General features: G+C 71.5%; 17 protein-coding genes. 13 read left to right on the top strand and 4 right to left on the bottom strand.

Annotated elements, in window-relative coordinates:
* Positions 1-6 precede the first annotated feature (6 nt).
* On the bottom strand, positions 7-816 hold the full coding sequence (locus tag ACTU3I_RS10830; RefSeq protein ID WP_442925697.1) for a DUF1206 domain-containing protein: 810 nt from the start codon (positions 814-816) through the stop codon (positions 7-9).
* Between the two features lie 65 nt (positions 817-881).
* On the opposite strand from ACTU3I_RS10830, the gene ACTU3I_RS10825 reads away from it, so the two are divergent.
* The 5 genes from ACTU3I_RS10825 to rbfA all read left to right on the top strand — a co-directional run bounded on the left by ACTU3I_RS10825 (position 882) and on the right by rbfA (position 7,511).
* Positions 882-2,741 carry a lipase family protein gene (locus tag ACTU3I_RS10825; protein WP_442925696.1) on the top strand — a complete coding sequence of 620 codons (1,860 nt, stop codon included), beginning with the start codon at positions 882-884 and terminating at the stop codon, positions 2,739-2,741.
* A gap of 84 nt (positions 2,742-2,825) precedes the next feature.
* Positions 2,826-3,812, top strand: a complete 987-nt coding sequence (nusA, locus tag ACTU3I_RS10820) for a transcription termination factor NusA (protein WP_442925695.1) — start codon at positions 2,826-2,828, stop codon at positions 3,810-3,812.
* Between the two features lie 33 nt (positions 3,813-3,845).
* Positions 3,846-4,097 (top strand): YlxR family protein, encoded by a 252-nt coding sequence (locus ACTU3I_RS10815; RefSeq protein WP_442925694.1) that lies wholly within the window; start codon positions 3,846-3,848, stop codon positions 4,095-4,097.
* A gap of 94 nt (positions 4,098-4,191) precedes the next feature.
* Entirely contained in the window at positions 4,192-6,966 is a 2,775-nt protein-coding gene (infB, locus tag ACTU3I_RS10810) for a translation initiation factor IF-2 (protein ID WP_442925693.1), read from the top strand.
* 62 nt (positions 6,967-7,028) lie between these two features.
* Positions 7,029-7,511, top strand: a complete 483-nt coding sequence (gene rbfA / locus ACTU3I_RS10805) for a 30S ribosome-binding factor RbfA (protein WP_442925692.1) — start codon at positions 7,029-7,031, stop codon at positions 7,509-7,511.
* 69 nt (positions 7,512-7,580) lie between these two features.
* Here the strand turns inward: rbfA and ACTU3I_RS10800 are convergent, their stop codons facing one another.
* Complete coding sequence (locus ACTU3I_RS10800; protein WP_442925691.1) at positions 7,581-8,453, bottom strand: A/G-specific adenine glycosylase; 873 nt, start codon at positions 8,451-8,453, stop codon at positions 7,581-7,583.
* A gap of 39 nt (positions 8,454-8,492) precedes the next feature.
* Here ACTU3I_RS10800 and ACTU3I_RS10795 point away from each other — a divergent pair, with 39 nt between their 5' ends.
* The 5 genes from ACTU3I_RS10795 (at position 8,493) to ACTU3I_RS10775 (ending at position 11,878) form a co-directional block, all read left to right on the top strand.
* Complete coding sequence (locus tag ACTU3I_RS10795; protein WP_442925690.1) at positions 8,493-9,167, top strand: uridine kinase; 675 nt, start codon at positions 8,493-8,495, stop codon at positions 9,165-9,167.
* Positions 9,167-10,063 carry a tRNA pseudouridine(55) synthase TruB gene (truB, locus tag ACTU3I_RS10790; RefSeq protein ID WP_442925689.1) on the top strand — a complete coding sequence of 299 codons (897 nt, stop codon included), beginning with the start codon at positions 9,167-9,169 and terminating at the stop codon, positions 10,061-10,063. The genes ACTU3I_RS10795 and truB overlap by 1 nt, the downstream gene beginning before the upstream one ends.
* Complete coding sequence (locus tag ACTU3I_RS10785) at positions 10,060-10,428, top strand: hypothetical protein (protein ID WP_442925688.1); 369 nt, start codon at positions 10,060-10,062, stop codon at positions 10,426-10,428. Before truB ends, ACTU3I_RS10785 begins: the two co-directional genes overlap by 4 nt.
* 68 nt (positions 10,429-10,496) lie before the next feature.
* Positions 10,497-10,901 carry a hypothetical protein gene (locus ACTU3I_RS10780; protein ID WP_442925687.1) on the top strand — a complete coding sequence of 135 codons (405 nt, stop codon included), beginning with the start codon at positions 10,497-10,499 and terminating at the stop codon, positions 10,899-10,901.
* Positions 10,898-11,878: a bifunctional riboflavin kinase/FAD synthetase gene (locus ACTU3I_RS10775; protein WP_442925686.1), complete on the top strand. Its 981-nt coding sequence runs from the start codon at positions 10,898-10,900 to the stop codon at positions 11,876-11,878. Before ACTU3I_RS10780 ends, ACTU3I_RS10775 begins: the two co-directional genes overlap by 4 nt.
* Here the strand turns inward: ACTU3I_RS10775 and deoC are convergent.
* Positions 11,872-12,588, bottom strand: a complete 717-nt coding sequence (gene deoC, locus ACTU3I_RS10770) for a deoxyribose-phosphate aldolase (RefSeq protein WP_442925685.1) — start codon at positions 12,586-12,588, stop codon at positions 11,872-11,874. The genes ACTU3I_RS10775 and deoC overlap by 7 nt on opposite strands.
* A gap of 9 nt (positions 12,589-12,597) precedes the next feature.
* Positions 12,598-13,962, bottom strand: coding sequence for an MFS transporter (locus ACTU3I_RS10765; protein ID WP_442925684.1), 1,365 nt, complete (start codon positions 13,960-13,962; stop codon positions 12,598-12,600).
* A 95-nt stretch (positions 13,963-14,057) separates the two neighbouring features.
* Between ACTU3I_RS10765 and ACTU3I_RS10760 the strand changes: the two genes are divergently transcribed.
* The 3 genes from ACTU3I_RS10760 (at position 14,058) to ACTU3I_RS10750 (ending at position 19,345) form a co-directional block, all read left to right on the top strand.
* On the top strand, positions 14,058-16,322 hold the full coding sequence (locus ACTU3I_RS10760; RefSeq protein WP_442925683.1) for a heavy metal translocating P-type ATPase: 2,265 nt from the start codon (positions 14,058-14,060) through the stop codon (positions 16,320-16,322).
* Positions 16,323-16,377: 55 nt separating this feature from the next.
* A complete protein-coding gene (locus tag ACTU3I_RS10755; protein ID WP_442925682.1) occupies positions 16,378-16,998 on the top strand; it encodes a hypothetical protein in 621 nt (206 codons plus the stop codon).
* Positions 16,999-17,185: 187 nt separating this feature from the next.
* Positions 17,186-19,345 carry a DEAD/DEAH box helicase gene (locus tag ACTU3I_RS10750; protein WP_442925681.1) on the top strand — a complete coding sequence of 720 codons (2,160 nt, stop codon included), beginning with the start codon at positions 17,186-17,188 and terminating at the stop codon, positions 19,343-19,345.
* Positions 19,346-19,423 lie beyond the last annotated feature (78 nt).

Here is a 19,423-nt window from a genome sequence, read left to right as displayed (position 1 = left end):
GGCAGGTCAGATGCGCAGCCGGGCGAACCGCGCCCGGAAGACCGTGAAGACGGCGTAGAAAAGGAATCCCACGCCGACAGCGGCGCCGAGCAGCGGACCGTAGGGGAGGCGCAGCAGCGCCTCCACCGCGCCGTCCAGACCGCCGGCGGTGTCGGGGTCGACCCGGACGGCGGCGATCACCAGCAGCACCCCGATGATGCCGAGGGCCACGCCCTTGGCCACGAATCCGACCACGCCCACCGCGCTGAGCGCGTGGCCCCATCCGCTCTCGGGGAAGTCGACCTTGTTGCGGAACGAGCGCCGCACGCCCATCACGACGAAGACGATGCCAGCGACGGCCACACCGATTCCGGCGGCGCCGAGGAGGACCGCCCCGCCCGGCACGGTGAGGATGCCGCGGCTGGCGTCTTCGGCGGTCTGCTCGGCGCTGGGACGTGCGCCGATCGCCACGGCAGCGGCCACCACGCCGATCACCGCGAACGCGCTCGCCTGGCCGATCTCCGCCACCAGGATCCCGAGCCTCTTCGCGCGGTCCGCCCGCCGGGCCCCGATGGCCGCTGCCACATGCCACAGCGCCAGGGCGAGAAGACCGATCGCGATCGCCCACAGCAAGACGAAGCCCCACGGCGCCGCCGCGACCGCCCGGAAGGCGCCCGTCTGATCGGCCTCGCCCCCGCCTCCGAGCGAGGCCACCAGGATGACGACTCCCACGAGAGCGTGCACCAGCGCGTTGGCGACGTACCCCGCGCGAGCGAGCGCCCGCAGGAGCGGACTGTGCTCCGCGCTGCGTGCGACGGAACGTACCTCGTCGGCCATGCCGGAACCCTACCGGCCGGCGGCGGCGTCCGAACGCGAGGGCGACGACGCCTATCATGGGGCGGATGTCCCCCCCTCGGCGGCTGTCACGGCGCTGGAGCGCGCTGCCGGTCTTCCTGACGCGCGCCCCAGCTCGCGTGCTGCTGGTCGTGGGGATCGTCGTCGTCGTCCTCGGTGCGCTCATCGTCACCCGGCCCCTCACGTCGCTGGTGCTTTTGGGCGTCTACGTCGGACTGAGCGCGATCACGGCCGGCGTGGTCGAGCTCATCGCCCAGCGTCGGTCGTCGCCGTGGTGGACACGCGTTTTCGCCGCGGCCTGGATCGCGGGGGGTGTCCTGGTGCTCGTCTGGCTCGGACGGAGCCTCGATCTTCTTCCCGCCGTGCTCGCCGTTCTCCTGGTCGTCGGAGGTCTCGCCTCGCTCGGCGACGCCGCGGCGCGCGGGCGACCGAGTCAGCGTGTGCTGGCTGCCGCATCCGGTGCCGCCCAGGTCGCCTTCGGGGTCCTCTCCCTCACCTGGCCGGATGTCACGGTGCTGGTCGTCGCTCTCGTCTTCGGAGTGCGCACCCTCGTGTTCGGCGGGTCGCTCGTCGTCCGCGGCGCACGCGGGATGCGCGAGGCCGCGCGGGAGCGCCGCGGGCTGCCGCTCGTTCCCCGCTCTCCCGATCTCCGGCGCGCTCGGCGCATCACGGCGTGGAGCGCTGCGGGCCGTTACACGCTCGCGGTGCTCCTGCTCGCCTCCGCCGGTGCCGGCTGGTGGCTCGATGACTGGCTGGCCGACGGTGCCCCGGTGATCGACGCGTTCTACGACCCGCCCGACCGGCTGCCCGACGGTCACGGCCGCCTGATCCGCTGGGACGACTATCAGGGCCGCGCGCCCCAGAACGGCGATGTCCACCGCATCCTGTACACGACACGGGATGCGGTGAGCCGCTCCGCGGTCGCAAGCGGGCTGGTGATCGTCCCCCACGATCCGCCCCCGGGACCACGCCCGGTGATCGTGTGGAACCACGGCACGACCGGTGTCGCGCAGGGCTGCGCGCCGAGCCTGCGCGACGCGTCGGCCACGCGGTGGTCGATCCCCGCTCTGGAGGAGGCGCTCGCGGCCGGGTGGGTCGTGGTGGCATCCGACTACTCGGGGCAGGGCGCACCCGGGCGCTTCCCCTATCTGATCGGCAAAGGCGAGGCCCGGTCGTCACTGGACGCGGTGCTGGCGGCGGCGGAGCTGCCCGACCTGACTCTGTCCCCCGACACGGTGGTGTGGGGTCACTCGCAGGGCGGGCACGCGGCGTTGTGGACGACGCAACTGGCCCCGGAGTACACGCCCGGCGTCACCGTCCTCGGGACGGCGGCCATCGCCCCCGTCGCCGACCCTGCCGCGCTGGCCGACGAACTGCTGCGTTTCGACGCGAACGCCATGCTCTCGGTGCTCACCTCGTGGGTCCTCGTCCCCTATGCCGAGACGTATCCCGATGTGCACCTCGACGACTACGTCGCCCCGGGCGCGCGATCGATCGTGCGCGAGATGACGCAGCGCTGCCCGACGGAGCCGGGCGTCGTGGTGTCGGTGCTCGCCGCGCTGGGCGTGTCGGAGGATCGGCCGCTGTACACCGGGGATCTCACGGAGGGCGCACTGGGACGCCGGCTCGCGGAGAACGCCGCCACCGGGCCGACCGGGTCGCCGCTGCTGATCGTGTGGGGCAAGGACGACGAGGTGATCCCCACGCAGCTGCAGGACCGGTACATCCGCGGGCTGTGCGACCAGGGGCAGGAGGTGCGCTGGCGCTCGTACCACGGGTACGACCACCTACGCCCGATCCTCCCCGGGTCCCGCTTTCTGCCGGTGCTGATGAACTGGACGGAGCGCCTGATCGAGCGTGCTCCGCAGCGTCTGGACGAGTGCGCCCTGCGGCTGAGCGACGGCTGAGACGGCGCGCAGGCGCATCCGGTAACGTATCCGGGATGTCGGCACGTCTCCACGCCGACCACAGTTGAATACGAAAGGCCCACCGTGGACATCGATCTGGCACTGCTGAAGACGATCGAGCGCGAGAAGGAGATCCCCTTCGACGAGCTCGCCGGCATCATCGAGCAGGCCATCCTGACCGCTTACGGCAAGCACACCTCGCCCAGCGGTGCCGTTCCCGAGGGGGCTCGCGCGCACATGGACCGCAAGTCCGGCCATGTCGCCGTCTTCACCCCCGTCCTCGACGAGGAGGGTGCCATCATCGGCGAAGAGGAGCAGACGCCCGAGGACTTCGGCCGCATCGCTGCTTTCGCCGCGAAGCAGGTCATCAGCCAGCGACTGCGCGACATCGCCGACGACGCGGTGCTGGGGGAGTTCCGGGGCAAGGAGGGCGACATCGTCGCCGGCGTCGTCCAGCAGGGGCCGAACCCGCGCATGGTGCATGTCGACCTCGGCACGGTGGAGGCGATTCTCCCTCCCGAAGAGCAGGTGCCGGGGGAGAGCTACGCACATGGCTCGCGGCTGCGCGTCTACGTCACCTCCGTGTCGCGGGGCACTAAGGGTCCGTCGATCACGGTCTCCCGCACCCACCCCGGTCTCGTCCGCAAGCTCTTCGCACTCGAGGTCCCCGAGATCGCGGGCGGTCTGGTCGAGATCGTGTCGCTCGCGCGCGAGGCCGGCCACCGCACGAAGATCGCCGTCAAGGCCAATGACCCCACGATCAACGCCAAGGGGGCCTGCATCGGAGAGCTGGGACGCCGCGTGCGCGCCGTCACCGAGGAGCTCGGTGGCGAGAAGATCGACATCGTCGACTACGACGAGGGCCTGGCGAAGTTCGTCGCGAACGCGCTCTCGCCCGCGAAGGTGACCTCGAGCTTCATCCTCGACGCCAACACGAAGGCCGTGCGCGCTCTGGTTCCCGACTATCAGCTCTCGCTGGCGATCGGCAAGGAAGGGCAGAACGCCCGCCTGGCCGCCAAGCTGACGGGCGCGAAGATCGACATCCAGCCCGACAGCATCCTCGAGGACTGACGCGTCGGTCGAGACCCGGGCCCGAGGTGTAGAATGGAATCCGTACGAACGTGCGTCGGATGCCGCACGCGTGCTCCCCGGGCCGCCCTCCTTCGGGTGGTGGCCGTCGATTCGGTCCTCGTCCGCGATGACCGCGCGAGGATGCCGGGGCGCGGCGCGTGGGTTCACGAGACGCACGGGTGCGTGGATGCCGCTCTGCGGCGCCGCGCGTTCGTGCGAGCATTGCGTGTGTCGAGTCCGCTCGATACGCAGACCTTTCAACAAACCCTCCAGCGAAACGGCTGAACGGCTATGGACACAAAGTGAACGGCTCGAAATGAGACCCGTCCGCAACTAGCGGTCTGCCCTGTCCGGGGTAGGCCTCCCAGACAGGAGAATTGTGGCAAAACCACGCGTGCACGAGATCGCTTCCGAGCTCGGCGTCGACAGTAAAGTCGCCCTCGCGAAGCTGAAGGAGCTCGGCGAGTTCGTCAAGAGCCCCTCATCCACCATCGAACCTCCGGTGGCCCGGAAGCTCCGGGCTGCGCTCGAGGCCGACGGCACGGCCAAGAAGCCGTCAGACCAGCCGGCAGCGTCCGCTCCGCGTCCCGCGGGACGCCCGGGCCCGGCCCGCCCCGCGGCCCCCGCTCCGGCAGCGTCCGCTCCCGCCCCGGCTGCTCCCGCCCCGGCTGCTCCCGCTCCGGCGCGCGCGCCCGAGGCGGCTCCGGCCCCGGCCGCCTCCCCGGCGCCCGCGCCGAGCGAGGCGCGCCCTGCCGCATCGGCGACCCCCGCTCCGTCCAAGCCCGCAGCCCCCGCCCCCGGTGGCTCCGCGGCTCCGGCCGCACCCCGCCCGGGTGGCGCTCCGCGCCCCGGCAACAACCCGTTCTCGTCCGCGCAGGGCATGGGCCAGCGCCCCGCCGGCCCGCGCCCCGGGAACAACCCGTTCGCGAGCGCTCAGGGCATGGGCCAGCGCCCGACGCCGGGCAACATCCCGCGTCCGCAGGCGCCGCGTCCGGGCGCCCCGCGTCCGGGTGCCCCTCGCCCCGGTGGCGCGGGTCGCCCCGGTGGCGGCGGTCGTCCCGGAGCCCCGTTCCAGCAGCGTCCGGGCGGCCCCGGTCGCCCCGGCGGCGGCGGCGGGTTCGCCGGTCGTCCCGGTGCCCCCGCGGGCGGCGGTTTCGCCGGTCGTCCGGGTGGCGGCGGCGGTCGCGGTCGTGGCCCCGGCGGCGGCACCGCGGGTGCCTTCGGTAAGGGCGGCGGCAAGTCTAAGCAGCGCAAGTCGCGTCGGGCGAAGCGGCAAGAGTTCGAGATGCGGTCGGCGCCGGTCGTCGGCGGCGTCAACGTCTCCAAGGGCAACGGCGAGATCATCCGTCTCCGCCGTGGTGCCTCGATCGCCGACTTCGCGGACAAGCTCGAGGCGCTGCGCGGCTACACCGTGCAGCCCGGAACGCTCGTCACCATCCTGTTCAACCTGGGTGAGATGGCCACGGCGACCGAATCGCTCGACGAGGCCACGTTCGAGGTGCTCGGCGAGGAGCTGGGCTACAAGATCCAGATGGTCTCGCCCGAGGACGAGGACAAGGAGCTCCTCGAGGGCTTCGGTCTCGACCTGGAGCAGGAGCTCGAGGACGAGAACGAGGAAGACCTCGAGATCCGTCCGCCGGTGGTGACCGTCATGGGTCACGTCGACCACGGTAAGACCCGACTGCTCGACGCCATCCGCCAGACGAACGTCGTGGCGGGCGAGGCCGGCGGCATCACGCAGCACATCGGTGCGTACCAGGTTTGGACCGAGCACGAGGGCGTCGAGCGCGCCATCACGTTCATCGACACCCCGGGTCACGAGGCGTTCACCGCCATGCGTGCCCGTGGTGCGCAGGTCACCGACCTCGCGATCCTCGTGGTCGCCGCCGACGACGGCATCATGCCGCAGACGGTCGAGGCGCTCAACCACGCGCAGGCGGCCGGTGTGCCGATCGTGGTCGCGGTGAACAAGATCGACAAGCCCGAGGCCAACCCGGCCAAGGTCCGCCAGCAGCTGACCGAGTACGGTCTGGTCGCGGAGGAGTACGGCGGCGACGTTCTGTTCGTGGACGTCTCCGCGCGCAACAACATCGGCATCCAGGAGCTTCTGGATGCGGTGCTGCTCACCGCCGACGCGGGCCTTGACCTCACGGCCAACCCGAACAAGGCGGCACGCGGTATCGCGATCGAGGCGAAGCTCGATAAGGGCCGCGGGTCTATCGCCACGGTGCTCATCCAGTCCGGAACGCTGCGCGTGGGCGACGCGATCGTCGCGGGTACCGCGTACGGGCGCGTACGGGCCATGACCGACGAGAACGGCGAGGCGGTGGCCGAGGCCTACCCCTCCCGCCCCGTGTCGGTGCAGGGGCTCAACTCCGTCCCGCGCGCCGGTGACGTGTTCATCGTCACCGACGAGGACCGCATGGCTCGCCAGATCGCCGAGAAGCGTGAGGCCGCGGAGCGCAACGCCGCCCTGGCCAAGGCGCGCAAGCGCATCTCGCTGGAGGACTTCACCCGCGCCCTCGAAGAGGGCAAGGTCGAGTCGCTCAACCTCATCATCAAGGGCGACGTGTCCGGTGCCGTCGAGGCGCTGGAGGAGTCGCTCCTCAAGATCGAGGTCGACGACAGCGTGCAGCTGCGCATCATCCACCGCGGTGTGGGTGCGATCACGGAGTCCGACATCAACCTCGCGACGATCGACAACGCGATCGTCATCGGGTTCAACGTCCGCCCCGACACCAAGGCCCGCGAGCGTGCCGCCCGCGAGGGTGTGGACGTGCGGTTCTACTCCGTCATCTACAACGCGATCGACGACGTCGAGCAGTCGCTCAAGGGCCTGCTCAAGCCGGAGTTCGAAGAGGTGCAGTCGGGTGTGGCCGAGATCCGCGAGGTGTTCCGCTCCTCGAAATTCGGCAACATCGCCGGTGTCATCGTGCGGTCGGGAACGATCACGCGCAACGCCAAGGCTCGCGTCATCCGCGACGGCGTGGTGCTGGCCGATGGCCTCGCCATCGAGTCGCTGCGTCGCTTCAAGGATGACGTCACCGAGGTCCGCACCGACTTCGAGGCCGGTATCGGATTGGGCAAGTTCAACGACATCCAGATCGGCGACGAGATCGAGACCGTGGAGATGGTGGAGAAGCCCCGCGGCTGATCCGCATCGATCGTGAGGGGCGCCTGCGGGCGTCCCTCACGCTTTCGCAGAGGGAGAAGATCATGGCAGGCGAACGGCAAGCGCGCGTCGCCGACCGCATCCGCGTGGTGCTGGCCGAGCGGCTCGAGAAGGGCCTGCGCGACCCGCGGCTCGGATTCGTCACCATCACCGACGTCAAGGTGACCGGCGACCTCCAGCACGCGTCGGTGTTCTACACCGTCATGGGCGATGAGGCGCTGCGGGCCGACACGGCCGCCGCGCTGAAGTCGGCGACGGGGATGCTGCGCTCCGAGGTGGGCAAGCACCTGAACACGCGCCTGACGCCGTCGCTCGAGTTCATCCTGGACGCCATCCCCGAGAACGCCGACCACATCGCGGCGCTCCTGCGTGAGGCGCGGGAGCGGGACGAGGCCGTGGCCGCGCTGGCGGCATCCGGGAGCTACGCCGGCGACCCCGATCCGTACCTCAAGCCGCGCGAGGAGGTCGACGAGGAGGCGACCGACTCGGACGACGACTCCGAACCGGACGACGACACCGACCGCTGAGATCGGGCGAATCGGCCGGATGCAGGAGAATACCCGGCGACGGGTGCTGCGTCCGACCGATTCGCCTGTTCACGCGGCGCCGGGAAGGCGCAGGAAGCCGGCAGATGCCTCGGCGAGGCCGTCGGCGATGAGGGAGTGGATCGCGCGGTCGCGCTGGGCGGCATCGGGCCAGTCGGCGATCACCGCGTCGAGGGCGACAGCCGACGGCGCGGCCTCGCGCAGCATCCGCAGGGCCGCACCGCGAGCCTGCCGGTCGCTGCCCTCGTACCGCGCCTGACGGCGACGCAGGTCGCCCGTCTCGGGATAGCCCGCCGCCCGCCAGGCACACTGCGCCGTGATCGGGCATTCCCCGCAGCGGGGCCGCCGGGCCGTGCAGACGGTGGCCCCGAGCTCCATCGCGGCGGCGTTGAACACCGCGGATGCTGCCGTGTCTTCCGGCAGGATCTCCGACATCGCGTCGAGGTCGCGGCGCGACGGCGGGCCCGGCTGAGAGCGACCCCCCAGCGCCCGGGCCAGCACTCGTCGCGTATTGGTGTCGACCACGGGGTGGCGCTCGCCGTACGCGAAGACCGCCACCGCCCGTGCTGTGTAATCGCCGATGCCCGTGAGCGCCAGGAGCGCGTCCACGTCGCGCGGGACGACGCCGCCATGGCGCTCGGTGATCTCGCCGGCTGCGCGGTGCAGCCACAGGGCGCGCCGAGGGTAGCCGAGGTTCGCCCACTGGTGCACCGCATCCGCGGGCGCGGAAGCGGCGAGGGCGGCGGGGGTGGGCCAGCGCTCCAGCCACGCGCGCAGATGCGGGATGACCCGGTTCACGGGGGTCTGCTGGAGCATGAACTCGCTCACGAGCGTCCCCCACGCTCCGAAGCCCAGTCGGCGCCAGGGGAGGTCCCGGGCAGCGTGCGCGTACCAGCCGGAGAGGGTGGCGACGAGCTCGGGCACCCGATCAGCCTACGGGCGCAGGCGCCGTACGCTGGGAAGGTGCGCCTTCCCACCACCCCCGTGACCGCCCTGCTGCGGGAGCTGCGCGACGAGGTGCGCCACCTCTACCCCGCAGGGCGCATCATCCTCGCCGTCGACGGGATCGACGGCGCCGGGAAGACGCTCTTCGCAGACGGGCTCGCGGAGGTGTTCGCGGAGGAGGGCTCCGCGGCCTTCCGCGCGTCGCTCGTCGATTTCGCGCGTCCCCGCCGCGAACGCCTGGCCCGCGGAGCCGAGTCGCCGGCGGGCTACTACGCCGACACCTTCGATCTCGCGACGCTCCGCCGCGTCCTGGTGGACCCGTTCCGGATCGGTGGGAGCACGGGCTTCCAGCTGACGGCCTTCGATTCCGGCCGGGATGCGCCCGTGGAATCGCAGTGGGTGACCGCTCCGCGCGATGCCGTCCTCATCCTGGACGGGGCGTTCCTGTTGCGACCGGAACTGCGGGGGCTGTGGAACTGGTCGATCTGGCTGGAGGTGCCCCCGTCGGTCGCCTTCGCGCGCCTGGCGCTGCGCGACGGCACCGACCCCGACCCGGACGCCGCGTCGAACCGGCGCCTCCGCGGCGCGCAGGAGCTCTACCGCCGGGAGGCAGAGCCCCGCCGCGCTGCATCCGCCATCGTCGACAACTCCGACCTCGCCGTGCCCGCGCGCATCTTCGGGGACTACTGCTGATGCCCGCCGGCGGAATCCTCCTCGTCGACAAGCCGGCGGGGATCACCAGTCACGACGTCGTCTCCCGCGCGCGGCGCGCGCTCGTCACGCGCAAGATCGGTCACGCGGGCACCCTCGACCCGATGGCCACCGGTCTGCTCGTTCTCGGCGTGGACGCCGCGACGCGCCTGCTCACCTTCCTCGTGGGTGCGGACAAGACCTATCGTGCGACGATCCGCCTCGGCGAGAGCACCGACTCCGACGACGCTGACGGCGTCGTCACGAGCCGAGCGGATGCGGACGCGGTGGCCGCGGTGGACGAGGCCGATCTCCGGCGAGGCATCGCCGCCCTCACGGGCGCGATCGCCCAGATCCCGAGCACCGTCTCGGCGATCAAGGTGCAGGGCCGCCGCGCGTACGACCTCGCGCGCGCCGGCGAGGCTGTGGAGCTGAAGCCGCGCGAGGTGGTCGTCTCCCGGTTCGACACCCTCGCCATCCGCCGCGACACGAGGTCGATCGACCTCGACGTGATCGTCGACTGCTCCAGCGGCACGTACATCCGCGCGCTCGCGCGCGATCTCGGCGGCGCCCTCGGTGTCGGCGGCCACCTCACGGCGCTGCGCCGCGATCGGGTGGGACCCTTCTCTGTCGCCGACGCGACCGGCGTCGACGATCTGTCGCGTGAGCGGCTCCGCGCGCCCGCGCTCGTCGCGCGGGCCGCGCTCGGCGCCTTCGCCGTCACCGAGGAGGAGGCCCGCGACCTCCGGCACGGCAAGCGTCTGGCCGGCGCAGCCGTCCGGCTGCCGGGCGCCCGATCCGCGGCGATCGACCCGTCGGGCGAGCTCGTCGGCGTCGTGGAGGCGCGGGGAGCCGACGTGAAGAGCATCATGAACATGCCCGAGGAGGCTCGCGGATGATCCTGTGGTTCACCCTCGTGCAGGTGGCGCTGGCCTGCCTGGTCGGCGTCGCGGCGATCGTGGCCGGACTCGCCGGCCGTCGCCCCGGCGACGTCACCGTCGGCGGCCTCGCGCTCATCGAGGTGCTCCTGCTCGCGCAGATCGTCGTCGGGATCGTGTCGCCGCTGGCCGGGAACCCGCCGACCGGGAGCCTCCTGGAGTACTGGGTCTACCTCGTGTCGGCGGCGCTGCTGCCCCCGGCAGGGGTGGCCTGGGCGCTCGTCGAGCGCAGCCGCTGGAGCACCGTCATCATGGGCGTGGCCGCGCTCGCCGTCGCCGTCATGGTGTGGCGCATGCACGCCATCTGGACCGTTCAGCTGGCCTGAGTCGACAGGGCACCCCGCGCCGCCCGGCCTAGGATGAACAGGTCATGCCAACATCTCACCCTCGCCGGATGACCGGGATCGGCCGTGTGCTGGTCATCGTCTACCTCATCATGGCGCTCGCGGCCACCGGCCGGTCGTTCGTGCAGATCGTGCGCGAGTTCGACGAGGCGCCGGTCGCCTACGCGCTGTCGGCGCTGAGCGCCGTCGTCTACATCCTCGCGACGCTGGCCCTGGTGTTCGCCTCGCGCACCGGCTGGTACCGCGTGGCGTGGATCGCGATCGGCTTCGAGCTCGTCGGAGTCCTCGTCATCGGCACGCTCAGCCTCACGATGCCCGAACTGTTCCAGCATCCGACCGTCTGGTCGCTGTACGGCATCGGCTACCTCTTCGTGCCGTTGGTGCTGCCGTTCCTCGGTCTGTGGTGGCTGGTCGCGCACCGCACCGTGCCCGCACGGGCGGCGGTGGCCTCGTGATCGTGTTCCGCGATCCCGCAGACATCCCCGCGGGCTTCGGCCCCTCGGTCGTCGCGATCGGCAAGTTCGACGGCGTGCACGCCGGACACCGCGCCGTCATCGATCGCGCCCGCGTGGACGCCACGGGAGGATCGAAGATCGTAGCGGTCACGTTCGACCGCAATCCGCTCGCGGTGCTGCGCCCCGAGCTCTGCCCGGCAGAGCTCATCGGCGTGCATCAGAAGCTCGACCTGCTCGAGCGGTCGGGGGTGGATGCCACGCTCCTGCTGACCTTCGATCAGGCACTGGCGAGCCTCACCGCCGAAGAGTTCGTCGAGCACGTTCTCGTCGATGCGCTCGGGGTGCGGACGGTCCTCGTCGGGCAGGACTTCCGCTTCGGGCGCGGCGGAGTGGGCGACCCGGAGCTGCTGCGCAGCATGGGGGAGCGGTACGGGTTCCGCGTCGATGTCGTCGAGGACGTCCGCGCCATCGACGCCGATCGCCGAGTGTCGTCGACGTGGATCCGCGAGCTGCTCGCCGAGGGCGACGTCAGCGCGGCGGGCAAGCTCCTCGGGCGCGCACCGTCGGTGTGGGGCGAGGTGGTGCACGGCCAGAAGCGCGGACGCGAACTCGGGTACCCGACGGCGAACCTCTCACCCGACCTGGAGGGATTCGTCCCCGCCGACGGCATCTACGCGGGGTGGCTCATCGACGAGGCGTCAGCCGACGGCCTCCGCCCGGGCGTGCGGTACGCCGCCGCGATCAGCGTGGGGGTGAATCCGACGTTCGGCGACGTGCCGGTGCGGCAGGTCGAGGCGTACGTCCTGGACGAGACGGACCTGGACCTGTACGGCCACCGCGTGGAAGTGCGCTTCGTCTCCCGCGTGCGGGGCATGGTCGCGTTCGAGGGCGTCGATCAGCTCAAGATCCAGATGGCGGACGACGTCGAGCGCGTACGCGCGGTGCTGGTCGAGGCGTCCGAGCGCGAACCTCAGTAGGACGAGTCGTCCTGCGCGCCCGTCGCGCTCTCGCCGGCGACGATCGCGCGGATCTCCCCGAGGATCGTGGCACTCGCGCTCGTGCCCAGGCGCGTCGCGCCCGCGTCGAGCATGGCGAGCGCGGTCTCGAGCCCGCGCACCCCGCCCGACGCCTTCACCTGCACGTCGGGGCCTACGCTCGCGCGCATCAGCCGCACGTGCTCGACCGTGGCGCCACCACCGGCGAACCCGGTCGAGGTCTTGACGAACGTGGCGCCCGCGCGCTCGGCCAGGCGGCTGCCGCGGGCGATCTGCTCGTCGTCGAGGTAGGAGGTCTCGAGGATCACCTTCGTGACGTGCCCGGATGCGGCGTCGACGACCGCGCGGATGTCAGCTTCGACCTCCGCGTCGAGGCCGGAGCGCAGGAATCCGATGTTCAGGACCATGTCCACCTCGCTCGCGCCGTCGGCGAGCGCCTGCCTGACCTCCGCGGCCTTCGCCGCGGAGGAGGTGGTCCCATGCGGGAAGCCGATCACGGTGCCCACCGCGACACCCGTTCCCCGGAGACGCTCGGTAGCGTGGGCGATGTCGGAGGGCCGCACGCAGACGCTGAACACGCGCCACTGCGCGGCGACGTCCAATTCCGCGTCGACCTCCGAGCGCGTCAACTCCGGCTTGAGGATCGCGTGGTCGATCGCGGCGGCCAGCTCGGCTTCGGTGAGGGAGGGCATGCTCCCAGCCTACGCGTGGCGGGTGTTGCGGATCCCGGCGTAGGAGACCACCCCGCCGGTGGCCAGGAGCACCGCGGTCACGATCGCGGCGCGATGGAACCCGTCGAGATCGAGCGACCCCCCGACGACGGCGGCGAGCATCGCGATCGCGAGCAGGCCCGCCACGCGGGCGACCGCGTTGTTCACCGCCGACGCGATGCCCGAACGGGCGCTGTCGATCGAGCCGAGCACGGCGGAGGTCAGCGGCGAGACGGTGAGGGTCAGCCCCATCCCGAACAGCAGCACGCTCGGAAGCACCTGCCACCAGTAGGAGAAGTCCGCCGACACCGTGAGCAGCAGGAGAGCGCCCCCCGCCATGAGGAGCGGGCCGACCGTCATGAAAAGGCGCGGCCCCCACCGTCCGGCCAGCGTCCCCACCCGGGAGCTGAAGAGGATCATCAGCACCGTGCTCGGAAGGGTCGCAAGCCCCGCCAGCGTGGCGGGAAGCCCGGCGCCCTGCTGGAGGTAGACGCCGAGCACGAATCCGTTCAGCGAGAGGGCGGCGTAGATGAAGGCCGTGGCGACGTTGCCGGTCCAGAAATTGCGCACCCGGAACAGCCCGAGGGGCATCATCGGTGCCCTCGCCACCCGTTGGCGCACCAGGAATCCGGCCAGGCACGCCACGCCGAAGACGAGGGTGCCCCAGATGAGCGGGGATCCCCATCCGAAGGTCGGCTGCTCGATGAGGGCGAACACCGTGGCGCCCAGACCCACCGCGCACAGGACGGCCCCCCACACGTCGACGGATGCTCCGGCACGGCGCTCGTCGGGATGTCCCAGCCGGACGAGCAGCCACAGCGTGACGGCGAGCGGCACGACGTTGATCAGGAACACGAGCCGCCACGACAGCAGGTCCACGAAGACGCCGCCGAGCACCGGCCCGGCGATCATCGCGCTCGTCGTCGCGGCCGTCCAGATGCCGATCGCCCGGGATTGCGCGGCGTCGCGGAAGTTCGCGGTGATTAAGGCGAGCGAACTCGGCACGAGGAGGGCGCCGGCGATCCCCTGCAGGGCTCGCGCGGCGATGAGGAATTCCGGCGTGGGCGCCGCGGCGATGGCGAGAGAGGTGATGCCGAAGCCGATCAACCCGACGCGCAGCACCAGGAGGCGCCCCAGGACGTCGCTGAGGGATCCGGCCACCAGGATGAGCGCCCCGAGGGTGACGAGGTAGGCGTCGACGACCCACTGCTGCGTCGTCAGACCACCGCCGAGGTCGTCCTGGATCGCGGGCAGGGCGACGGTCACGACCGTCCCGTCGAGGAACGAGACGAACGACGCCAGGATCGCGATGCCCAGAACCATCCGCTGGTCGCGGGTCATCTTCGCGGTCGGCATGACGACCACCCTAGAACCGGACGGACCCCGCCGGGGTGAATGCGGACGGAATACCCCAGGGGGGTATCGTGGTTGTCGGGCGGAGAGGAGGCACCATGACCACCCACACCGAGCATCCCGTCGCTGACCGCCGCGAGGCGACCCTCGACATCGACGGCATGACGTGCGCGAGCTGTGTCGCTCGCGTGGAGAAGCGTCTGCGTGCCGTCGACGGCGTCGACGCCACCGTGAACCTCGCGACGGAGTCGGCGCGAGTGAGCTACCCCGACTCGGTCCCGGCCGCCGCTCTCCTGCGGGCGGTGAAGGACGCCGGGTACGACGCGCGCATCCGGGCGGCCCGGCATGAACGCCCCGCCTCCGGCGTCGGGCACGGCGGCCACGACCACGACGTCGAGGACCGCCCGGGGGCCGTGTCGCTGCGCACGCGCCTGTTGACCTCCGCCGTGCTCGCCGTGCCCGTCGTCGCGCTGGGGATGGTGCCGGCGTGGCAGTTCGCGGGCTGGCAGTGGGTCTCGCTCGCGCTTGCGACACCCATCGTGCTGTGGGGCGGGTGGCCGTTCCACCGTGCCAGCTTCGCCAATGCGCGGCACGGCGCGGCCACGATGGACACGCTCATCACCCTGGGGACGTTCGCCGCCTACCTCTGGAGCGTATGGGCCTTGTTCTTCGGCTCGGCGGGGCGCATCGGCATCCGCCACGACGTGGTGCTCTTCGGGCCGGTGCATGACGCCAGCGCGCTGGTGTACTTCGAGGTCGCCGCGGCGGTGACGGTGTTCCTCCTTTTGGGCCGCTTCATCGAGCAGCGCTCGAAGCGTCGGGCCGGCGCGGCGCTGCGCGCCCTCCTCGATCTCGGCGTGAAGACCGTCGAGCGGGAGGACGGCGGCACGATCGGCATCGAGGACCTCGCGGTGGACGACATCTTCGTCGTGCGACCCGGCGGGACGATCGCGGCGGACGGCGTGGTCGTGACCGGCTCCGCCGCCGTGGACGAGAGCATGCTCACCGGTGAGTCGGTCCCCGTCGAGGTCGCCCCGGGATCGAGGGTCACCGGGGGGACGATCGCGGTGGACGGCCGCCTCACCATCCGGGCGACGTCGGTCGGGGCGGACACGCGCCTCGCGCACATCGCGCGGCTCGTCGAGAACGCCCAGACGGGCAAGAGCCGCGTGCAGCGCCTGGCCGACCGGATCTCCGCGGTCTTCGTGCCTCTGGTGATCGCGCTGGCCGTAGCCACCCTCGCCGTCTGGGTCCTCGCCGGCTCACCGCTGGAAGCCGGGTTCACCGCGGCCGTGGCGGTGCTCATCATCGCGTGCCCCTGCGCGCTGGGTCTCGCCACCCCGATCGCCCTGCTCGTCGGCACAGGACGCGGTGCCCAGCTGGGGATCCTCATCACCGGCCCCGAGGCGCTGGAGTCCGCCGACCGCATCGACACGATCGTCCTCGACAAGACCGGCACCGTGACCACCGGCACGATGACCCTGCGTGACGTCCGCGTCCCCGCCGACGATGACGAGGCCGAGGTGCGTCGCGTCGCCGCCGCTCTCGAGAGCCGGTCCGAGCATCCGGTGGCGCGCGCGGTAGCCTCGGCTTCGGCGGGGGACGCCGTCGTCGAGGGCTTCCGCTCCTCCGCCGGAGCGGGCGTGACGGGGACCGTCGACGGGCGCCCCGCATTCGCCGGGTCGCCGCGCTTCGCGCGCGAACTCGGCGCCGAGGTTTCGGCGGCCGTCGGGGATGCGGTGACTGCGGGAGAGCAGGACGGGACTGTCGTGGTCGTCGGATGGAGCGACGCCGCGGAGCCGATGCGGGCTCGGGGCGTCTTCGTCGTCGCGGATGCGGTACGCCCGGAAAGCGCCGTCGCGGTTCGCGAGCTCGCGGCGGCGGGGCTGGACGTCCGCCTCCTCACGGGCGACAACGCCCGAGTCGCCCGAAGCGTCGCCGACGAGGTGGGCATCGCCGAGGTCTCGGCGGGAGCGAGCCCCGAAGACAAGGTCTCCGCCGTCGAACGCCTCCGCGCCGCCGGCCGGACGGTCGCCATGGTCGGCGACGGCGTGAACGATGCGGCGGCGCTGGCCACCGCCGACCTCGGGATCGCGATGGGCGGCGGGACGGATGCCGCGATCCACGCCAGCGACATCACCCTCGTCCGCAGCGACCCCGCGACCATCGTGTCGGCGGTCAGGCTCAGTCGCCGCACGATGGGCGTCATCCGCGGCAACCTCTTCTGGGCTTTCGCCTACAACGTGGCGGCACTCCCGCTGGCGGCCCTGGGCCTGCTCAACCCGATGATCGCCGGGGCGGCGATGGCGTTCTCGAGTGTTTTCGTCGTGCTCAACAGCCTGCGTCTGCGACGCGCCCGCTGAGCGCCAGGGCGCCGCGCGCGCCCCGGGTTAGGGTCGAGCGATCTCGGAGGTACGAATGACCCGATCCGTTCTGACCGCGGCGGCGGCGCTCGGCGCCCTGGTGCTGTCGATCGCGCTGGCAGGATGCGTCCCGGAGCCGCAGATCTCGGACTCGCCCGCGCCGAGCGCATCCGGGTCGTCCTCGCCGAGTGCCGCCGGCTCATCGACCCCGACCCCGTCTGCCTCCGCGGCGGCACTGCCGACCGATTGCGGCGCGGTGTACAGCGCCGGCATGCGGGCCACCCTCGAGAGCCAGGTGCCGCCGCTGAACGATCCGGGCCTCACAATGTACTCCACGCAGAACGCGGCGCTCCTCGAGCTGTTGGATTCCGTCCCCTCCCTGCGCTGCACGTGGGGGGCCGCCGGCGAGGTGGGCATGGCGACGACGCTCGCCGCGGTGAACGCCGAACAGTCCGCGACGATCTCCGACGCGCTGGCGGCGTCAGGATTCGGCTGCGCGACCGATTCGGGGGCCATGATCTGCGAGATCGAGCAGCGCGGTGTGTCGCTCGAGGACGAACCGTTCACGCGCGGCGAGACGCACGCGCTGCGGGACGGGCTGTGGGTCGCCACCTCATGGCTCAACGTCGACCCCGAGGGCTACACGACGGACATCCTGGCGACCGTCGGCGGCTGATCGGCCCGCGAACCGCTAGAATGGGCCGCGGGGTCCGCTTTCCCGAGGACGCAGCTCGCTGTCGCGAGGCACGTGCGACCGGTACCGGACCCTCCTCGAAGGAGTTCCGGCTCTGCCGCCCTTCGGGATCGCAACCCACCGGATCGCCCGTACCTGAGGCGATGCGGAAGACACGCTCAGGAGGAGCATGCCGACCACGGCGACCGCCGCTTCCGGCTCTGTGCAGCGGCGCAGAAAGTCCTCGTCCGCCCGACGCGACGACGAGGCACCCCTCATCCCGATCCTCGCGCGCAAAGTGCGCGAGGTCGAGGCAAAGGCTCAGCGCGGAAAGCTGGGCCCCACCAACCGCGTGAAGTTCCAGGTGATCGCGTTCCTGGTGCGCGAGGAGCGCGCCCGCGTCAAGGCCGACGCCGAGATCGCCGACGCTGCGCGCGCCGAGCTGCTCAAGCGCCTCGACGGTGTCGCGACGATCCTCGCGAAGACCGCGGCCCGGGACACCTCGCTCATCCAGCTGCTCGAGGCCGACCAGGCGGCGTCGCCGGTCGCCCGACGGATGCGACGGGACTGGCTTCTCGAATCCGGTGCCGAGCTGCCGCCTGACGAGCTCATCATCACTGACGCGACCCCCGCGAGCGCACCGGTGGTGCCGGCGGCGCTCGCCGAGCGCCAGGTCATCCCGCCCGCCATCGAGGCGCGCAAGATGGCGAACCCCTTCCTTGCCCCCGATCTGGCCGCGCGCTCCACCGGCCCGACCCCCCGTCGCCGTCTGGACGGCTGGGAGCTCATGGGTCCGCTGTACAAGGCGTTCGAGACGGGCGCCGGCGGCTCGGCGGCATCCATGGATCTGCCGCCCGTACCGGAGTTCGATCGACTGTCGCCGCGCGGCCTCGACGTCATGCCGCACCAGTCGCGATTCGTCGAGGCGGTTCGCGAGGGTCACCGCACGTTCCTGCTCGCCGATGAGCCGGGCCTCGGAAAGACCGCGGAGTCGGTGCTCGCCGCATCCGTCGCCGACGCCTACCCGCTCCTGGTGGTCGTCCCCAACGTCGTGAAGATGAACTGGGCGCGCGAAGTGCAGCGGTGGACGCCGCACCGCCGCGCGACAGTCATCTCCGGCGACGGCGAGGGCATGGACGCGTTCGCCGACGTCTTCATCGTCAACTACGAGATCCTCGACCGCCACCTGGCGTGGCTGAGCTCGATCGGCCTGAAGGGCATGGTCGTCGACGAGGCGCACTTCATCAAGAACCTCACGTCGCAGCGTTCGCAGAACGTCCTGGCCCTGGCGTCGCGGATCCGTGAACAGGTGCGCGACCCGCTGCTGCTCGCCCTCACCGGGACGCCGCTCATCAACGACGTCGAGGACTTCGACGCGATCTGGCGCTTCCTCGGGTGGACCAACGGCGAGAAGCCGGGCCCTCAGCTCATGGAGAAGCTCGACGCGACGGGGCTCACTCCCGCCGACAAGGCGTTCTACCCGGAGGCTCGTGGCGCCGTCATCTCGATGGGCATCGTGCGACGCAAGAAGAAGGACGTCGCCGCCGATCTCCCCGACAAGCTCATCGCCGACCTCCCGGTCGAGCTCGACGACGAGGACGGCCGCTCCATCCGCGCGGCGGAGCGTGAGCTCGCCGACCGTCTCGCGGCGAGGTACCGTCGCATCGTCGAGGCGCGCGGCGACCGGGGCCTGGCCCCCGGCGAGATCGACGACGACATCGTGCGCCTGGTGGCGCAGAACGAGCTCGACGAGGCCAAGGCCTCCGGCAACGGCAGCGAGAACGTCTTCTCGATGGTGCGCCGTATCGGCCAGGCCAAGGCCCACCTCGCCGCCGACTACGCGGTGCAGCTGCAGCGCTCGGTGGGCAAGGTCGTCTTCTTCGCCAAGCACATCGACGTCATGGATGCGGCCGAGGCCCACTTCGCCGCATCCGGGGTGCGCACGGTGTCGATCCGCGGTGACCAGACCACTCCGGCGCGCCAGGACGCGATCGACGCGTTCAACAACGACCCCACGGTCGGGATCGCCGTGTGCTCCCTCACGGCCGCCGGCGTCGGAGTGAACATGCAGGTCGCGTCCAACGTCGTGCTCGCCGAGCTCAGCTGGACGGCGGCCGAACAGACGCAGGCGATCGACCGCGTGCACCGCATCGGTCAGGACGAGCCGGTGACGGCGTGGCGCATCATCGCGGCGCACACGATCGACACGAAGATCGCCGAGCTGATCGACGCCAAGCAGGGCCTCGCGCTGCGGGCTCTCGACGGTGTCGCCGTCGATCCGACATCGAGCGACTCGGTGCAGTTGAGCGCGCTGTCGCATCTGCTCCGCCGGGCGCTCGGCGCCGACTAGAGGCTCGCTGGCAGCCGCTGCCCTCCGACGCTAGGGTCGGGGTGGCAGCGTCGCCGCTCCCTTCTCCGATACAGCGAG

It is taken from the genome of Microbacterium sp. RD1 (assembly GCF_052220165.1).
Lineage (GTDB): Bacteria > Actinomycetota > Actinomycetes > Actinomycetales > Microbacteriaceae > Microbacterium.
This window is presented reverse-complemented; position numbering and strand designations above follow the sequence as displayed.